The following is a 17,639-nucleotide window of genomic DNA, read 5'->3' as shown; positions in this document are numbered from 1 at the left end:
TGGTTATTCTGCACTAAGGGCTGTATGCATTTATAGCATACTTGATGGAGGTGATACGGATGACCATGCTTCAAGTGAATGGAGCGCAGATCCCATGTAAAGGTATCCTGTTTGATAAAGATGGAACACTACTGGAATTTCTCCAGCTATGGGGACCGTGGGCAGAGACATTACTGGATCAGTTGCAATCACGTATGAATGAACTTGGAGCTTCATTTACGGTTGAACGGGAGCACGTTCTGGGCACCATCCATAATCCCCAAGGTCATATTGTTGGATATGATCCGCAAGGCCCGCTGGCCATTGCGACTGTGGATGAGTGCACGGGATTGCTTGCCGGGCAGCTATATGCAGCAGGCATGCCATGGAATGAAGCGATCACAACGATACGCAAATTTTCAAGTGTAGCCATGAGATCGGTAAGAGAGCGCAAATCCGCTGAACCCATGTCAGGATTGCTGGATTTCTTGCAGAAATGCAGGGCAGCGGACATACCACTGGCGGTCGTCACTTCAGACAGTACAGCGGCAGCAGAAACACATCTGGATTGGATGGGGATACGTTCCTTTTTCACATCCATTGTGGGCTGTGATCGGGTGACCCAGGGCAAACCGGATAGAGAAGCAGCACTCTTGGCTTGCCGTGAATTACATATCGATCCTGCGGAGGCCGTTGTAATTGGAGACAGCAATGGGGATATGCAGATGGGGCGGCACGCAGAGGTATCCTATACGCTTGGTTACTGTCCACAGTTAGATCAAGGATCCCACCTGGTTGATGCCCATGCCATTATTCGTCATTATAATGAGATAAGCGTGATTATATAAGTCACTCTGGTTTGGTTGAACGATATAAATTGAACTCAACATTTATACAAAACGGAGCGGCCAGTGTAAATATTCTTTAGTTCAATTTATATAGTAAACAAAAGGAGGAGAGAGGATGAACGCAATAGAACAACTGGCTGCCTGGATTCAGGAAAGCTCCCGTATTGTTTTTTTCGGAGGGGCCGGAACTTCAACGGAAAGCGGGATTCCCGACTTCCGCTCGGCTGCGGGTCTGTATCAGACGGAGCAGCATTCACCTTATCCACCGGAAGAGTTATTAAGCCGGCATTTTTTTGATCAACATGCCGATATTTTTTATGATTTTTATCGAGGCAAAATGCTTCATCCAGATGCGGAACCTAACGGGTGCCATCGACTGTTGGCCCGTCTGGAGCATGAGGGGAAACTTCAGGCAGTGATCACGCAAAATATCGACGGACTGCATCAGAAGGCAGGCAGCAGCAATGTCTTTGAGCTTCACGGCTCAATTCATCGTAACGGCTGCATGGATTGCAAGCAGTTTTATACGCTGAATGAAATTATACAATCCCAACATACCGTACCTCGCTGTACCGCATGTGGTGGTGTGATCAAACCGGATGTGGTGCTGTACGAAGAGGAGCTGGATCAGACGACATTGTATCGTTCCATTGATGCACTGTCTTCTGCAGATCTGTTACTCGTGGGAGGCACGTCACTGACGGTATATCCGGCCGCCCAGTTAATTACGTATTTTCAGGGAAAACATACCGTTCTGCTGAACGCTACACCTACTGCTTATGACCGCAGGGCTGATTTGCTGATTACAGATCCGATTGGCGAGGTAATGAATAATGTGGACCAGCTTCTTGGTTAAACGTATGGACTGAACAACCACATTCTCCGGCACAGACCGGACAAAAGAGGCGGAACCTGGGGAAAGAAGGGATTCATGATGGTCTACGTAGCAAGCGATACTCGCTATGAAACGATGAAATATAACCGCATTGGACGTTCAGGTTTGAAACTGCCAGCGATTTCACTGGGGCTGTGGCATAATTTTGGCGGTATTAATAACGCTGAGAATGGCCGTAATATGATTACCCGATCATTTGATCTGGGCATTACACACTTTGACCTTGCCAACAATTATGGTCCACCGGCAGGTTCAGCAGAGCAGTTATTTGGACAGGTACTTGCCCAGGATCTGAAACCTTATCGGGATGAACTGGTGATCTCCACCAAAGCGGGATATTATATGTGGCCCGGGCCGTATGGCGAGTGGGGTTCACGCAAAAATCTGGTGTCCAGTCTGAATCAGAGCTTGAAGCGTATGGGCCTGGATTATGTGGATATCTTCTATTCACATCGTTATGATCCCGAGACACCTTTGGAAGAAACGATGATGGCACTGGACCATATTGTTCGCTCGGGTAAAGCCCTCTATGTAGGGATCTCCAACTATCCCGCAGAGCAGACAAGACAGGCTGCCGAAATTCTGAAAGGTCTGGGTACGCCCCTGTTAATCCATCAACCGAAATACTCGCTGCTGGAGCGCTGGATTGAAGATGGTTTGCAGGACGTGCTGGATGAGTATGGAACAGGCAGTATTGCATTCTGTCCATTGGCACAAGGTGTGCTCACGAACAAATACTTGAATGGTATCCCGGAAGACTCACGTGCCAAAGGACCATCGGTATTCCTGAATGAAAACAACATCTCTCCAGAGACGCTCCGCAAAGTGCGTGCGCTGAACCAGATTGCAGCAGCCCGCGGCCAGAGTTTGGCCCAATTTGCACTCTCCTGGGTGCTGCGGAATGGCAGGGTAACTTCTGCGCTGATTGGCGCAAGCCGTCCTTCACAGATTGAAGAGAATGTGGCTGCGCTTAGTCAGCTGGATTTCTCTACAGAGGAATTGGAACGGATTGAATCCATTCTGTCTCCGCAGCCTGATGACAAATAAATAAAGTGTAAAAGGTGCATCTTAGCCATAATGGCGGAATGCACCTTTTTTTGTCGTATGTGGTTCCGGCCGTTATCTTGCTCACCGTTTGTTTTGTTGAGCGTTCTTCTGTAACCCCTGATGTAGTGGGCGGGACAGTATTTTCTCTCGATACAAGCTAGGTGCTTCACCGTGAAATCGTTTGAACTGTTTGGAGAAATACAGCGCGTCTGGCAGTCCGACCGATGCAGATACCTGTTCGATGGACAGATCCGGGCGTTCTCTTAGGAGTTGGCGCGACTTGTCGATCCGCAGTTTGAGCAGATAAGTGACTGGCGAAAGACCGGTTTCCTGTTTGAAAATACGGGATAGATACGCACGGTTGTACCCGAGACTCGCAGACATTTGTTCAATGGAGACAGGATAGGCATATTGGGTGGACATATACTGAATCATCTGTTTCACCGTACGTCGGATGGATGATTCACCTGGAATTAAGGTTTGGCCCTGCGAAAGGTGATTCTGTGCTTCGGCTAGAATCATATATAACGTACCCAGTGATGTGAAATGGGAGCTTTCTTTGCGCTCGGCAAAAGCATCCTGCATCACGGATAACCAATCGGATATTCCACAAGAGGGTCCGGCATGAAAAACGGACTTCTCGGGGCGGAATCCCGCCTCCTCGGCATGCTGGGCAGCCTGGCTGCCCGTGAAAGCGATCCAGCGGTATTGCCATGGATTGCGGGCGTGAGACTGGTAGCTTACCAGTTGCCCGGGATGAATGAGAAAACAGTCACCTGCGGATAACTCGTAGGTGTGCAGTTCGGTACGGAACGTACCCGCCCCTTTTTCTACATAGTGCAGCAGATAATAATCAAACAGTTTGGGGCCGACGGCGTGACCCGGAAGGGTCTGGCTTGCTCCGGCAAACAGGACATGCAGTGCGCCTTGCTCATAATAGACGGGATTGGAGGCAACCGAATAACTGAGTGCTCCACTTTTACCGGAAGGTGATTCCTGTATTTTTTCTGTAGAAGATGCAAGGGATTCTTTCTTGGCGTTGAATGAGTCTGTCATACTCGTTTCCTTCTTTCTGGGATGCTCCGATCATTATACGCCTTAAGGTCACATTTATCCATATGAAACACACATGGTTGCATTACAAGAGGCACCGCTTTCTTATATAATAACATTAAGAAAACAACAACAACGAGGCGAGGTGCACCAGCAGTGAACGTAACTGAATTGAAACAAAAGTTTATTGAAAAGTACGGAGAGAGTGGAGCGGACATCCGTGTATTTCATGCTCCTGGGCGTGTGAATCTGATCGGTGAGCACATTGACTATAATGGTGGATACGTGCTTCCGGCAGCACTTGAATTCGGAACAACATTAATTATCCGTGAGCGTGAGGACAACAAGTTGCAATTGGCTTCCACGAACATGTCATATGAAGGGGTACTAGACACTTCCTCCATCGGTAAGGAGAAGACCGGAGAATGGACCGACTATCCTGTTGGTGTCATGGTTGAATTGCAGGGCAAAGGCGTTAATGTAACAAAAGGCTACGACTTCCTGTACCATGGGGAGATTCCGAACGGGGCAGGGCTTTCATCATCTGCATCATTGGAGGTACTCACCGGATTTGCGATTCAGTCTCTGGAGGGCGTAACGGATATTGATACGGTTCAATTGGCGCTTCTGTCCCAGAAAGCGGAAAATGAGTTCGTAGGCGTCAACTGTGGAATCATGGATCAGTTCGCTGTCGCAAACGGTGCTCAGGATCACGCGATCCTGCTGATGTGTGACACACTGGAGTACGAAAAGGTTCCTTTCCGTACAGGCTCCTACAAATTGGTCATCGGTAACACAAACAAACGCCGCGGTCTGGTAGATTCGGCTTATAATGAACGTCGCTCCCAATGCGAGCAGGCACTTGCCATCTTGAAGGAACAGCTGCCTGCACTGAATTACCTGGCTCAATTGACGCCAGAGCAGTTCGTAACACTACAGGATCAGATCAAGGATGAGAAAGTAAGACAGCGTGCACAACATGTTGTGGAAGAGAACGCGCGTGTGCTCGCTTCGGTCGAAGCATTGCAGGGTAACGATCTGGAAACCTTCGGCAAGCTGATGAACGCTTCTCATGAATCGCTTCGTGACTTGTACGAAGTAAGCTGTGATGAGCTGGACGTTATGGTTGAAGAAGCCCAGCGGATTCCAGGCACGCTTGGTGCTCGGATGACTGGCGCAGGATTTGGCGGTTGTACCGTATCACTTGTGCATGAAGATGATGTCGAGCGTTTTGTAAGCGAAGTGGGCGCTGCATATGAAGCGCGTACCCGTCTAAAAGGTGATTTTTATGTATGCGGTGTAGGCGACGGTGTTAAAGAATTGAAGGAGGCGAAGTAAAATGGCAATTTTGGTGACAGGTGGAGCAGGATATATTGGTTCTCATACGGTAGCAGCATTGTTGGAACGTGGTGAAGAGGTTGTTGTACTGGATAACTTGCAGACAGGGCATCGTGAAGCGTTGCTCGGCGGTAAGTTGTATGAAGGGGATCTGCGTGACAAAGAAATTCTGGCGAAGCTGTTCGCTGAGAATTCAATCGATGCAGTTATTCACTTTGCGGCCAACTCACTTGTAGGTGAGAGTATGAAAGACCCGGTTAAATATTATGACAACAACGTGTTTGGTACACTCTGTCTGTTGGAAGCGATGAATGCAGCGAACGTACGCCGCATCGTCTTCTCCTCTACAGCAGCTACCTACGGTGAGCCTGAGAAAGTGCCAATCGAAGAAAGCGATCGTACAGAGCCAACCAACGTATACGGCGAAACCAAGCTGATGATGGAACGCATGATGTCATGGTTCGATAAAGTTCAGGATATCAAATACGTTTCCCTGCGTTACTTCAATGCAGCCGGTGCTCATGAGAGCGGCAAAATTGGTGAAGATCACCAACCAGAGAGTCATCTGATTCCACTCGTTCTACAAACGGCTTTGAAACAACGTCCGCACATCGCCGTGTTTGGTGACGACTATGCAACAGAAGATGGAACATGTATCCGTGACTATATCCACGTGAGCGACTTGGCTGATGCACATCTGCGTGCAGTAGATTATCTTCGCAAAGGTGAGAACAGTAATGTGTTCAACCTGGGTAACGGCACAGGATTTTCTGTAAAACAAGTGATTGAAACAGCTAAAAAAGTGACTGGCCTGGATATCCCGGTTGTACAGGAGCCACGTCGTGCAGGTGACCCGGCTGTGCTGGTAGCTTCGTCTGCAAAAGCGAGATCTGTCCTGGGTTGGAATCCAAAATGGACCAATCTGGAAGATGTTATTCAAAGCGCTTGGAGCTGGCACCAATCACGTCCTGACGGCTACGGAAAAAACTAGGAGGCGAACACCTTATGTCACAGACTCATATTGCAGCAGGTGCCACAGAGCGGACACCGGAGCAGCAGGAAGCACTGCATGCCATTGAACGTCTGGTTGCATTTGCCTTGCAGAAACAATTAATCGAGGAAGCGGATTGGGATTATAGCCGCAACCTCTTGCTGGAACAATTCGGATTCTCAGAGCCTTATGCCGGCGAGTTGGACGCGACTGTGCCCGATGGCCCACAGGCTATGCTGGATACGTTGATCGATTATGGATTTTCCATTGGACTCATTCCTGAAAATAGCGATACATTCCGTGATTTGCTGGATGCCAAGATCATGGGTCATTTGATGGCACGCCCATCCGAAGTTGTACGCGCCTTCCGCCACACGGAGCAGACGGAAGGCATTGAGGCGGCCACATCTCAATTCTATGACTTGTCGATTAACTCCAACTATATTCGGATGGATCGGATCTCGAAGAACGTTTACTGGACTCAGGACACGGCCTATGGAGACATGGAGATTACTATTAACCTGTCAAAACCGGAGAAAAGTCCAAAGGAAATTGCCATGGCGAAATTGCTTCCGCCACCGGTATATCCAAAATGCCAGCTGTGTCGTGAAAATGTAGGTTACGCTGGTCGGGTGAATCACCCGGCCCGCCAGAATTTGAGAGTCATTCCGTTGGAGCTTAACAACGAGCCTTGGTTGTTCCAATACTCGCCGTATGTGTACTACAACGAGCACTGCATCATTTTCCATCATGATCATGTGCCGATGAAATTAACCAAAGATACACTGCGCAGACTGCTTGCCTTTGTTGGGGAGTACCCACACTACTTTATCGGATCTAACGCGGATCTGCCGATCGTGGGCGGTTCTATCCTGACACATGACCATTTCCAGGGTGGTCGTCATACGTTTGCCATTCAAAATGCACAGCCAGAGGCGGTCTTCCGCCATGCGGATGCACCTGGACTTACGTTGAGTCTTGTGAAATGGCCAATGTCCGTCATGCGCCTGGCCTCACACGATCCTGCAGAACTGCTAGAAGCTGGTAATGCTGTATATGAAGCGTGGAAGGTCTACAGTGATTCTGCTGTGGATATCGAAGCATTCAGTGAAGTGGACGGGGAACAAGTACCACACAATACGGTAACACCAATCGTTCGTCGCAGTGCAGATGGTGGTTATGAGATGGATCTTGTATTGCGTAACAATCGTACAAATGACGTGCATCCTGAAGGGATTTTCCATCCTCACCGTGAGATGCACCATCTGAAGAAAGAAAACATTGGTCTGATCGAAGTGATGGGGCTTGCCATCCTGCCAGGTCGTTTGAAAGAAGAACTGGACAGTATCGCGGATATCCTCGCTGGAGATGCCAAACTTGCTGAAGCCGCCAAAGCTTCTGATCATGTGTTGAACAAACACCTGAGCTGGGCGGAAGAATTGATTGAACGGTTTGGTCCTAACCTGGACAAGGAACAAGCCGTTGCCATTGTACAACAGGAAGTCGGCTTGAAATTTGCCGAGATTCTGGAACATGCAGGTGTCTACAAATATGATGAAGCAGGACGTCAGGCTTTCCGTCGTTTTGTAAGCAGCATGGGATACACTGAATAGTAGTCAACAAACCAAAACACCCGCCCAATCATGAGCGGGTGTTGTTCTTGTTATTCTAGACATTTGTATGCATTGGAAAGAAATTCCGGGCAAGTTATAATGGAGTGAAGTCCTAGAGTACCACAATGAATTGAGGAAATGGGGTTAATAACTTGGAAAAGAAAGCATTGAATATTCCGTTGATTACAGATGCTGAGGAACTGCAAGGCATGGTGGGTGAACCGCATGAACATGTGCGCAACAAGGCAATTTCATTTGTGGATTCACATGTTCAGAACTTTCTATCCATGTCACCGTTATTTTTCCTCTCCACCTCCGATCGTGATGGAAAAAGTGATGTGTCACCTCGGGGTGATGGAGCGGGATTCGTAAAAGTGTATGATACATATCGGCTCGTCTATCCCGAACGCCCAGGAAATCGGCGCATAGATTCGTTGCTGAACATGTTGTCGAACCCTGGTATTGGTATGCTCTTTTTGATTCCGGGTATGAATGAAGTGCTGCGTATTAATGGTACAGCATCTATTACCAAGGATGAGGAATTCATCGCCAGTATGGGCTGGAGTGGTAAAACCATAGGTGCGGCTGTCATTGTAGATGTGAAAGAGTGCTTTATCCATTGTCCGCGGGCATTCAAACAGTCTGGATTATGGGCCTCAGAAACATGGGTCGATGCTGAGGATTTGCCTTCAACGAGCGAGATGTTTCGAGCCCATTTGGAGATTAACGGATTGTTATAAAGTGAGTGACTATCGATTTGTTTTTCTATAAACGGGGTACTATAATTGGAGTTGCACTAAAAATTCTAAACTCCATTGGAGGCGACAATAGATATGAGATCTTTCCAATTCTATAATCCAACCCGGCTGATTTTCGGCAAAGGACAACTGGAAGCATTGAAAACAGAAGTGCCGAAATACGGTAAACGGGTTCTGCTTGTATATGGTGGCGGCAGTATCAAACGCAGTGGTCTGTACGATCAAGTGATCGGTTTGCTTAAGGAAGTTGGAGCAGAAGTGACTGAACTGGCAGGTGTGGAACCTAACCCACGTCTTTCTACGGTGCATAAAGGGGTAGACCTCTGTAAAACAAATAACATCGACCTGATCCTCGCTGTAGGTGGCGGCAGTGTACTGGACTGCTCCAAAGCTATTGCTGTAGGTGCCAAATATGATGGCGATATGTGGGATTTTGCTCAGCGCAAAGCCGTTGCACAGGACGCTCTTCCACTCGGTACCGTATTGACGATGGCAGCAACCGGTTCGGAGATGAACTCCGGTTCGGTTATTACGAATCAGGATACACAAGAAAAATTGGGCTGGGGTAGCGCATACTCATTCCCTGCATTCTCTATCCTGGATCCAGTGAATACATACACTGTTCCACTGGACCAAACGGTATACGGCATGGTAGATATGATGTCCCACGTATTGGAGCATTACTTCCATCTGGATGCCAATACACCTGTTCAACTTGGCTTCTGTGAGACGATTCTGCGTACTGTCATGGAAGCAGCGCCTCGTCTGGTTGAAGATCTGGAGAACTATGAACTGCGCGAAACGATTCTGTATTGCGGAACAATGGCACTGAATGGCGTGCTGAATATGGGTCTCGCAGGCGACTGGGCAACACATAATATTGAACACGCGGTATCCGCAGTGTATGATATCCCACACGGCGGTGGACTTGCAATCTTGTTCCCACACTGGATGAAACATAACCTGGATGTGAATGTGGATCGATTCAAACGTCTGGCAATTAATGTATTCGAAGTGAACCCAGAAGGCAAGTCGGACAGACAGATTGCCGAAGAAGGTATCGATGCGCTCAGCAAATTCTGGACATCCATTGGTGCACCTAACCGTCTGGCAGATTACGATATCGATGATAGCCAGATCGACGTAATGGCAGACAAAGCGATGCTGTTTGGCCCATTCGGTAACTTCAAGAAACTGCAACGGGAAGATGTTGTATCCATCTACAAGGCTTCTCTGTAATTCTATAATCACTGCAAAGTGAAAGGACACATTCCGTTGTCCAATAACCGCAAGTCTCCTTTATGGGGGCTTGCGGTTTTTTCATGTATTTGGCTCTGCACGAGAATGATGGAGGAACATGAAGCAAGAAGAATAGAATGTCGTGATAATACCCATTATCGGGTTCAGAATACATTTGAGGAAAGATTTTGAAACATTTTGATGTCAGCTACGTATTTATTTACATGTGGAATGCCCAGTTAGGATGAATTTGCGGCAGAGGAGAGGAGGAACAGGGGATGGAGACAATTTATTGGGGGTGTCTGATCGGAGGAGCAATATTTGCGGTTGTCAGCCTTGTGCTGGGTGACTTGATTGACGGCTTGCTGGACGGAGCCTTCGAAATGCCAGGTCTTGATTTTTTCAAACCCGTTGTGTTAGCTGGTTCCATTACAACCTTCGGTGGGGCAGGCATTATGCTGACACGTTATAGTTCATTAAGTGCGATGTCGGGTCTAATATTATCCCTGCTTATAGGTATTGCTGCAGCCATGCTGGTATTCTTCGCATATATCAAACCGATGCGTAACAGCGATGTCTCGATTGCATTTTCAATGAAAGAGTTATCTGGGAAAATTGGGGAAATCACCATTCCGGTGCCGGAGAAAGGTTTTGGCGAAGTGATGATTCGTTTTGCATCCGGTAGTACGATTCAAACGGCATCCAGTTTTGAACACCTCCCCATTGCGGCGGGAGCACGTGTTGTGGTGGTGGATGTTGTAGATGGTGTACTGCGTGTGTCGGAATGGGATGAAAATGTACTTAAAGATTTATAAAGTATTCTTATCACCTAAGTAGTTTAAGCACTCATCATGAATGAATAAGGGGAGAGATGTGGAATGGATAATTTGAATTTGAATTGGGATGTATTGCTGATTCCTATAGTTGTAGTCGGTGTCATTCTAATTTTAGGTTTGGCTTTCTGGGCGAGATACAAAACGGTTGGACCGGATGAGGCAATGATCGTTACGGGATCATTCCTGGGTAGCAAAAATATCTCCGATGATGATTCTGGCCGAAAAATTAAGATTGTTCGTGGTGGCGGTGCATTTATCCTGCCAGTATTCCAGCAATCCGAGTTTATCTCCTTATTGTCCCACAAGCTGGATGTCTCCACACCTGAAGTGTACACGGAGCAAGGGGTTCCGGTTATTGCTGACGGTGTAGCTATTATCAAGGTTGGAGGCGCTGTAGAGGACGTTGCTACGGCAGCTGAGCAATTCATCGGTAAACCTGTAGAAGCGCTGAGAAGCGAAGCACAGGAGGTACTGGAGGGGCATTTGCGGGCCATCCTCGGTACAATGACGGTGGAAGAAGTATATCGGAACAGGGATCGGTTTGCGCAAGAGGTTCAAGGCGTAGCAGCTAGAGATCTGAAGAAAATGGGCCTTCAAATTGTCTCATTTACCATCAAGGATGTTCGTGATAAACAGGGCTACTTGGATGCTCTCGGTAAACCGAGAATTGCTGCTGTGAAGCGTGATGCCGAGATAGCTGAAGCGGAAGCGATGCGTGATGCACGTATTCAGAAGGCCAATGCGGAAGAACAGGGGCAAAAAGCGGAGTTGCTGCGGGATACCAATATCGCTGAGGCAGCCAAAGAGAAAGAACTGAAAGTAGCCACGTTTAAGCGGGATCAGGATACAGCAAAAGCGGAAGCCGATCAGGCTTACCATATCCATGAAGCGCGTGCTAGACAGATTGTGGTGGAAGAAGAAATGAAGGTTGAACTCGTTCGTAAAGAACGTGAGATTGATCTCCAGGAAAAAGAAATCGTCGTACGTGAGAAACAATATGATGCTGAAGTGAAGAAAAAGGCAGAAGCGGATCGTTATGCGGTAGAGCAGGCTGCCGAAGCGGATAAAGCCAAAAGAATGCGTGAAGCCGATGCAGTACAGTATTCCATCGAAACACATGCCAAAGCAACAGCTGAGCAGAAGCGACTTGAAGGTCAGGCCATGGCGGATGCGGAACTTGCCAAAGGTACAGCAGATGCAGAAGTTATTCGTTTGCGTGGTCTTGCGGAAGCAGAAGCGAAAGAAAAACTGGCCGAAGCATTCCAGAAGTTTGGCGAAGCGGCTGTACTCGACATCATTGTCAAAATGCTGCCTGAACTGGCTGGCAAAATTGCAGAGCCAATTGCATCCATTGATAAACTGACGGTGGTAGATACAGGTAAAGGTGAAGGTGCAGCGCGAGTGAGTAACTATGTTACCGAACTTATGGCGACCGCTCCAGAGATGCTCAAAAGTGTATCGGGCATCGATGTAGAGCAGCTGATTAAAGGCCTTACGAAGTCTAAAACACCTGCGCCAGTTGCCATTCAACAGAGCGAGGCTGTTACTACTCCTTCTATAATCGACAAGATTGTGGAAAGAGCTGGAGTTGACGAGTAAGAAGCACTTCGAATCTTGCATGGTTGCTCTATTGACCTTAAGACGAATTTTTGTTACTTTTTAAGCGAGACGTCCGGCGCGGTTTGCCCGCTCCGGGTGTCTTTTCGTTCGTAACAGGGTGTGACTTAATCACACCTAAGATGGTGTGAAAAAGAGGTGCAAACAATGAGCAGCTTGCATGTAGATAAAGCGCTAAATAATAATGTAATCATTGCACAGCATCCAGAACACGGGGAAGTCGTTGTTATTGGTAAAGGCATTGGCTTTAACCGAAAACCGAGTGATCACATTCCATTGATGGCTGTGGAGAAAATGTTCATTTTGAAAAACCAGCAGGAGCAAGAGCAGTACAAACAGCTTCTTCCACAGGTGGATGAAGCACTGATCGAGATTATTAACGAAGTTATTACGTATATTGCAGAGCGTACGGACGTTCCTCTGAATGAACATATCCATATTGCATTAACCGATCATATTTCTTTCGCGTTAAAACGCAAGGAGCAGGGCATTATCATACAAAATCCATTTTTATATGAAACCCGCGAGATTTATCCTGAAGAATATCGAATGGGAGAATACGCTGTTCGTCTGATCAAAGAGAAAATGGGTGTAGATCTGGGGATGGATGAGATTGGCTTTGTTGCCCTCCATATCTATAGCGCAATGACCAATCAAAATATATCCCAGGTACGTGAACATTCACAATTGATCACTGATTTGGTGAACCTGGTGTCCGATCAACTCGATTATTCGTTTGAAACGGAATCGCTTGATTACTCACGTTTGCTGACTCATCTTCGTTTCGCCCTTGAGCGTGTTCGCCGTGGAGACAAAGTGGAAGAGCTTCATAAGTTAGATTCCCTGCTTAAGTTGGAGTATCCCGAAATGTACTCGCTTGCATGGAAACTGACCAAAGTAATGGAGAAAAGACTGAAACTGCCTGTTTATCCTGCGGAGGTAGGTTATCTGACCATTCATCTGCAAAGGCTGAATCAGCGGAAAGAAGAAGAGAATAAGTGAGATCATTCCAGTGATGGAATGCGGAATTATTTTTTTGGTGTAAAGGCTTGCAATAGATTAGAACTGGTGCTACAATGGTTTCCGTAATCAAGCAACTGAATAAACATAAGCGACGTGTTACTGACTCGATCAGGCATGAGTTAATTAAAGTGTGATTGTTCTTTCCTTGTACAGGGTATGCTATACCCCAAGGTTGGCACAGTTTACTTTATTAATTCATGCCTTTTTTTTGTGTTCCCTTGCTTGCATCACAACATATAAATTAGACGAAAGGGAGATACGACGCGATGTTCAAAAAGCTTTTTGGTGTATTGCAAAGAGTAGGTAAAGCTCTCATGTTGCCTGTAGCCATTCTACCTGCGGCAGGTTTGCTGCTCGGAATCGGTAACATGTTGGTTAATCCAGATTTCTTGCAATATGTAACGGCGCTCGACACCCCTTGGGTGAACTCGATCGCAACAATTATGATGAATGCAGGTCAGATCGTATTCGATAATCTGGCATTGCTGTTCGCCGTCGGTGTAGCCGTCGGATTAGCCGGTGGCGAAGGGGTTGCAGGTCTCGCAGCGATCATCGGTTATCTGGTCATGAACGTCACACTGGGTACCGCAGTAGGGGTTACTCCGGCAATGATCGGTGAAGTACCGGGTTATGCCAGCATCTTGGGTATCCCAACATTAAGTACAGGCGTGTTCGGAGGTATAATAATAGGTATTGCCGCCGCGCTATGTTACAATCGATTTTTCAAAATCGAACTGCCGTCTTACCTCGGTTTCTTTGCAGGTAAACGTTTCGTTCCGATTATCACTTCGGTTGTTTCCCTCTTAATCGGGTTGCTTCTGGTGATTATCTGGCCACCGATTCAAAATGGGTTAAATGCTGTATCTCACTTCATGGTAGATACAAGCCCGACATTGTCGGCATTCATCTTCGGAGTTGTAGAACGGTCATTAATTCCGTTTGGTCTTCACCACATTTTCTACTCCCCATTCTGGTTTGAGTTCGGTGAGTATGTGAACAAAGCTGGAGATGTCATCCGTGGTGACCAGCAAATCTTCTTCAATCAATTGCGTGACGGTGTGAACCTCACAGCGGGAACATTCCAAGTTGGTAAATTCCCGTTCATGATGTTTGGTTTGCCAGCGGCCGCACTTGCGATGTACCATGAAGCAAGACCAGAACACAAAAAATATGTTGCAGGTATCATGGGTTCAGCTGCGCTGACCTCGTTCCTGACAGGGATCACAGAACCACTTGAATTCTCGTTCCTGTTTGTAGCACCAATCCTTTTTGCAGTACACTGTATCTTTGCAGGTTTGTCTTTCATGACCATGCAAATTCTGGGTGTAAAGATCGGTATGACCTTCTCCGGTGGGTTCATTGACTTCCTGATCTTCGGGATTATTCCGAACCGCACACCTTGGTGGGACGTGATTATTGTCGGATTGATTCTTGCGGTGATCTATTACTTCGGTTTCCGGTTTATCATTCGCAAATTCAATCTCAAAACACCTGGACGAGAAGATGCAACGCCTGAAACCGAATCTGGCGGAGGCTCTGGTTCAACGGATGATCTGCCCCATAACATTCTTGAAGCTTTTGGTGGCAAAGAGAATATCAAACATCTGGACGCTTGTATTACTCGTTTGCGGATTGAAGTTAATGAGAAATCCAATGTGAAAAAAGATCGTTTGAAACAATTGGGTGCATCTGGTGTACTTGAAGTGGGTAATAATGTTCAAGCCATCTTCGGAACACGTTCCGACACGATCAAATCTCAGATGCAGGATATTATTGCAGGACGAACACCAGCACCAACGCCAGCAGCTGCCAAACCAACTCCAGAAGAGGAGAAGGCACAAGGTGAGCAAGGCGAGCGCATCGTTGATGAGGATATCGTTATGCCAGTCAATGGTGAATTGCTGGACATTACAAACGTACCTGATCCGGTCTTTGCTGAGAAAATGACAGGTGATGGGTTCGCAATTTTGCCACATGATGGTACGATAACTTCTCCTGTGTATGGTAAAGTGTTTAATGTATTTCCAAGCAAACATGCCGTGGGCATTATGTCCGATGGTGGCAAGGAAGTGCTTGTTCATATAGGTGTTAATACGGTGAAGCTGAAAGGTCAAGGCTTTAACGTACTGGTACAGGAAGGTGATCTGGTATCGGCAGGCCAGCCGATTATGGAAGTGGATCTGGAGTATGTAAAAGCAAACGCTCCTTCGATCATTTCACCAGTTATTTTCACCAACCTGCCAGAGGGCTCCACAGTAACTCTGAAGAAGAGTGGAGTGCTGAAAGTTGGCGAACAGCCAATCATTGAGATAAAATAAGAAGTGTTACGACGATGGCAAGCAAGTGTAAATATATGCAATGCCTAAACCAAACTACTGAAAGTGAGATGATTGTAATGCAACAAACATTCAGAATTACAGACGAAGATGGTATCCACGCACGTCCGGCGACAGCCCTGGTTAATACAGCAAACAAATTCAAAGGTGCAGAATCCTTTGCAGAAGCTAACGGTAAAAAAGTAACTTTGAAATCCATCCTGGGTGTTCTTTCCCTCGGATTGGAACAAGGCGACACTATCAGCATCATCGTTGAAGGCGAAGGCGAAGCTGAAGCTCTTCAAGCTTTGACTGACGTTATGGTTAACGAAGGGTTGGGCGAAATTAATGCTTAATGTCTCCGGGATCGCGGCTTCGGCGGGTATTGCTATCGCCAAGGCGTTTATCTTGGAGCATCCTGACTACTCTGTAGAAAAACGCCAAATTAACGACGTTGACGCAGAGATCGCAAAACTCGACTCAGCTCTGGGTAAATCCCAGGCTGAGCTTGAGGCGATCAAAGAGCGTACTTTACAAGAGCTTGGCGAGAAAAAAGCTGAAATTTTTGCTTCGCATTTGCTCATTCTGAATGACCCGGAACTAATTGATCCGGTTAAAGCTAGAATTGCGGATGACATGGTCAATGCAGAATTTGCTTTGAACGAAACGGCATCGCAATTTATCTCCATGTTCGAGAACATGAAGAGTGCATACCTGCAGGAACGTGCAGCAGATATGCGTGACGTTACCAAACGTGTGCTAAATCACTTGCTTGGTATCGACTTCATGAGTCCGGCTGAGATCAATGAAGAAGTGATCGTGCTTGCGGAGGATCTAACACCTTCCGACACGGCTCAATTGAATCGCCAATTTGTTAAAGGTTTTGCAACCAACATTGGTGGACGTACTTCTCACTCGGCGATCATGGCGCGCTCTCTTGAAATTCCAGCTGTTGTTGGAACCAAGGACATCTTGGCTCAAGCAAAACAAGGCGATATGATCATTGTTGACGGTCTGGATGGTCACGTACTGGTTAACCCTACTGATGAAGTTATTGCTGAATACCGTGCCAAACAGGAACAGTATGATGCACAACGTGCAGAGTGGAGAAAACTTCGTGACGAGCCAACGGTAACAGTGGACAACGTTCATGTTGAACTTGCAGCCAATATTGGTACACCAAATGATGTAACGGGTGTTCTGGAGAATGGCGGCGAGGCTGTAGGCCTGTACCGTACCGAGTTCCTTTATATGGGCAGAGACAAGCTTCCTTCTGAAGACATTCAGTATAATGCTTACAAAGCGGTGCTGGAAAAAATGGAAGGCAAACCTGTCGTTGTTCGTACACTCGATATCGGTGGAGACAAAGAGCTTCCATACCTGGATCTGCCAAAAGAAATGAATCCATTCCTCGGCTTCCGCGCAGTTCGTCTGTGTCTGGACCGTCTGGATATCTTCCGTACACAATTGCGTGCATTGCTGCGTGCAAGCGTACATGGAAACCTGCGTGTCATGTTCCCAATGATCGCAACACTTGGTGAATTCCGTGAAGCAAAAGCTGTCTTGCTCGAAGAGAAAGAGAAGCTGGTTGCTGAAGGTATTGCTGTTTCTGACAGCATTCAACTTGGAATCATGGTCGAAATTCCTTCGACTGCAGTTCTCGCGGATCAGTTTGCCAAAGAAGTGGATTTCTTCAGTATCGGAACGAACGATCTGATTCAATACACAATGGCTGCTGACCGTATGAACGAACGAGTGGCTTATCTGTACCAACCTTACAACCCAGCCATTTTGCGTTTGGTTAAAATGGTTATCGATGCAGCGCATCGTGAAGGCAAATGGGTTGGCATGTGTGGTGAGATGGCAGGAGACGAAACAGCAATTCCATTGTTGCTTGGTCTTGGATTGGATGAGTTCAGCATGAGCGCAACTTCCATTCTGCCAGCTCGTAGTCAGATCACCAAACTGTCCCGTGCTGATATGCAGGAACTGGCTGCTAAAGCTCTGGATATGCAAACGGCTGAACAAGTCGTTGAATTGGTTCAAAGCATTAAAGCGTAATTTTGCCGGGGTTTCCTCCGGATTTG

General features: G+C 47.0%; 15 protein-coding genes. 14 read left to right on the top strand and 1 reads right to left on the bottom strand.

The window, feature by feature from the left end:
• The first annotated feature begins 59 nt into the window (after positions 1–59).
• The 3 genes from MKY87_RS08810 to mgrA all read left to right on the top strand — a co-directional run bounded on the left by MKY87_RS08810 (position 60) and on the right by mgrA (position 2,769).
• Positions 60–827 (top strand): HAD family hydrolase, encoded by a 768-nt coding sequence (locus MKY87_RS08810; protein WP_339789458.1) that lies wholly within the window; start codon positions 60–62, stop codon positions 825–827.
• 115 nt (positions 828–942) lie between these two features.
• Positions 943–1,683, top strand: coding sequence for an NAD-dependent protein deacylase (locus MKY87_RS08805; RefSeq protein WP_340964009.1), 741 nt, complete (start codon positions 943–945; stop codon positions 1,681–1,683).
• 78 nt (positions 1,684–1,761) lie between these two features.
• On the top strand, positions 1,762–2,769 hold the full coding sequence (mgrA, locus tag MKY87_RS08800; RefSeq protein ID WP_340967408.1) for an L-glyceraldehyde 3-phosphate reductase: 1,008 nt from the start codon (positions 1,762–1,764) through the stop codon (positions 2,767–2,769).
• Positions 2,770–2,850: 81 nt separating this feature from the next.
• Here the strand turns inward: mgrA and MKY87_RS08795 are convergent, their stop codons facing one another.
• Positions 2,851–3,825, bottom strand: a complete 975-nt coding sequence (locus tag MKY87_RS08795; RefSeq protein ID WP_338588315.1) for an AraC family transcriptional regulator — start codon at positions 3,823–3,825, stop codon at positions 2,851–2,853.
• Positions 3,826–3,978: 153 nt separating this feature from the next.
• On the opposite strand from MKY87_RS08795, the gene MKY87_RS08790 reads away from it, so the two are divergent.
• From MKY87_RS08790 to ptsP, 11 genes are all read left to right on the top strand, one after another.
• Entirely contained in the window at positions 3,979–5,160 is a 1,182-nt protein-coding gene (locus MKY87_RS08790) for a galactokinase (protein ID WP_340964006.1), read from the top strand.
• Position 5,161: 1 nt separating this feature from the next.
• Positions 5,162–6,151 carry a UDP-glucose 4-epimerase GalE gene (galE, locus tag MKY87_RS08785; RefSeq protein ID WP_315938440.1) on the top strand — a complete coding sequence of 330 codons (990 nt, stop codon included), beginning with the start codon at positions 5,162–5,164 and terminating at the stop codon, positions 6,149–6,151.
• A 14-nt stretch (positions 6,152–6,165) separates the two neighbouring features.
• Positions 6,166–7,764, top strand: coding sequence for a UDP-glucose--hexose-1-phosphate uridylyltransferase (locus tag MKY87_RS08780; protein ID WP_340964002.1), 1,599 nt, complete (start codon positions 6,166–6,168; stop codon positions 7,762–7,764).
• 152 nt (positions 7,765–7,916) lie between these two features.
• Positions 7,917–8,504, top strand: a complete 588-nt coding sequence (locus MKY87_RS08775) for an MSMEG_1061 family FMN-dependent PPOX-type flavoprotein (RefSeq protein WP_340963999.1) — start codon at positions 7,917–7,919, stop codon at positions 8,502–8,504.
• A 93-nt stretch (positions 8,505–8,597) separates the two neighbouring features.
• Positions 8,598–9,761, top strand: coding sequence for an iron-containing alcohol dehydrogenase (locus MKY87_RS08770; protein ID WP_338588311.1), 1,164 nt, complete (start codon positions 8,598–8,600; stop codon positions 9,759–9,761).
• A 278-nt stretch (positions 9,762–10,039) separates the two neighbouring features.
• On the top strand, positions 10,040–10,576 hold the full coding sequence (locus MKY87_RS08765) for a hypothetical protein (protein WP_017686844.1): 537 nt from the start codon (positions 10,040–10,042) through the stop codon (positions 10,574–10,576).
• 63 nt (positions 10,577–10,639) lie between these two features.
• Positions 10,640–12,196 carry a flotillin family protein gene (locus tag MKY87_RS08760; protein ID WP_340963996.1) on the top strand — a complete coding sequence of 519 codons (1,557 nt, stop codon included), beginning with the start codon at positions 10,640–10,642 and terminating at the stop codon, positions 12,194–12,196.
• Between the two features lie 165 nt (positions 12,197–12,361).
• Positions 12,362–13,216 carry a glucose PTS transporter transcription antiterminator GlcT gene (gene glcT, locus MKY87_RS08755; protein ID WP_047844046.1) on the top strand — a complete coding sequence of 285 codons (855 nt, stop codon included), beginning with the start codon at positions 12,362–12,364 and terminating at the stop codon, positions 13,214–13,216.
• Positions 13,217–13,503: 287 nt separating this feature from the next.
• On the top strand, positions 13,504–15,555 hold the full coding sequence (gene ptsG / locus MKY87_RS08750; protein ID WP_340913447.1) for a glucose-specific PTS transporter subunit IIBC: 2,052 nt from the start codon (positions 13,504–13,506) through the stop codon (positions 15,553–15,555).
• Positions 15,556–15,632: 77 nt separating this feature from the next.
• Positions 15,633–15,908, top strand: coding sequence for an HPr family phosphocarrier protein (locus MKY87_RS08745; RefSeq protein ID WP_036617010.1), 276 nt, complete (start codon positions 15,633–15,635; stop codon positions 15,906–15,908).
• The gene (gene ptsP, locus MKY87_RS08740) at positions 15,901–17,613 is read left to right on the top strand and encodes a phosphoenolpyruvate--protein phosphotransferase (RefSeq protein WP_340963995.1); all 1,713 of its coding nucleotides are present in this window, start codon (positions 15,901–15,903) and stop codon (positions 17,611–17,613) included. Before MKY87_RS08745 ends, ptsP begins: the two co-directional genes overlap by 8 nt.
• Positions 17,614–17,639: the final 26 nt, after the last annotated feature.

The organism is Paenibacillus sp. FSL R7-0198, assembly GCF_038000415.1.
Taxonomy (GTDB): Bacteria; Bacillota; Bacilli; order Paenibacillales; family Paenibacillaceae; genus Paenibacillus.
This window is presented reverse-complemented; position numbering and strand designations above follow the sequence as displayed.

Coding starts and splice junctions, on each gene's coding strand:
- MKY87_RS08805 (WP_340964009.1), top strand. CDS start 943: ATGAACGCAATAGAACAACTGGCTGCCTGGATTCAGGAAAGCTCCCGT.
- MKY87_RS08780 (WP_340964002.1), top strand. CDS start 6,166: ATGTCACAGACTCATATTGCAGCAGGTGCCACAGAGCGGACACCGGAG.
- mgrA (WP_340967408.1), top strand. CDS start 1,762: ATGGTCTACGTAGCAAGCGATACTCGCTATGAAACGATGAAATATAAC.
- galE (WP_315938440.1), top strand. CDS start 5,162: ATGGCAATTTTGGTGACAGGTGGAGCAGGATATATTGGTTCTCATACG.
- ptsP (WP_340963995.1), top strand. CDS start 15,901: ATGCTTAATGTCTCCGGGATCGCGGCTTCGGCGGGTATTGCTATCGCC.
- MKY87_RS08765 (WP_017686844.1), top strand. CDS start 10,040: ATGGAGACAATTTATTGGGGGTGTCTGATCGGAGGAGCAATATTTGCG.
- MKY87_RS08795 (WP_338588315.1), bottom strand. CDS start 3,825: ATGACAGACTCATTCAACGCCAAGAAAGAATCCCTTGCATCTTCTACA.
- ptsG (WP_340913447.1), top strand. CDS start 13,504: ATGTTCAAAAAGCTTTTTGGTGTATTGCAAAGAGTAGGTAAAGCTCTC.
- MKY87_RS08745 (WP_036617010.1), top strand. CDS start 15,633: ATGCAACAAACATTCAGAATTACAGACGAAGATGGTATCCACGCACGT.
- MKY87_RS08760 (WP_340963996.1), top strand. CDS start 10,640: ATGGATAATTTGAATTTGAATTGGGATGTATTGCTGATTCCTATAGTT.
- MKY87_RS08770 (WP_338588311.1), top strand. CDS start 8,598: ATGAGATCTTTCCAATTCTATAATCCAACCCGGCTGATTTTCGGCAAA.
- glcT (WP_047844046.1), top strand. CDS start 12,362: ATGAGCAGCTTGCATGTAGATAAAGCGCTAAATAATAATGTAATCATT.
- MKY87_RS08810 (WP_339789458.1), top strand. CDS start 60: ATGACCATGCTTCAAGTGAATGGAGCGCAGATCCCATGTAAAGGTATC.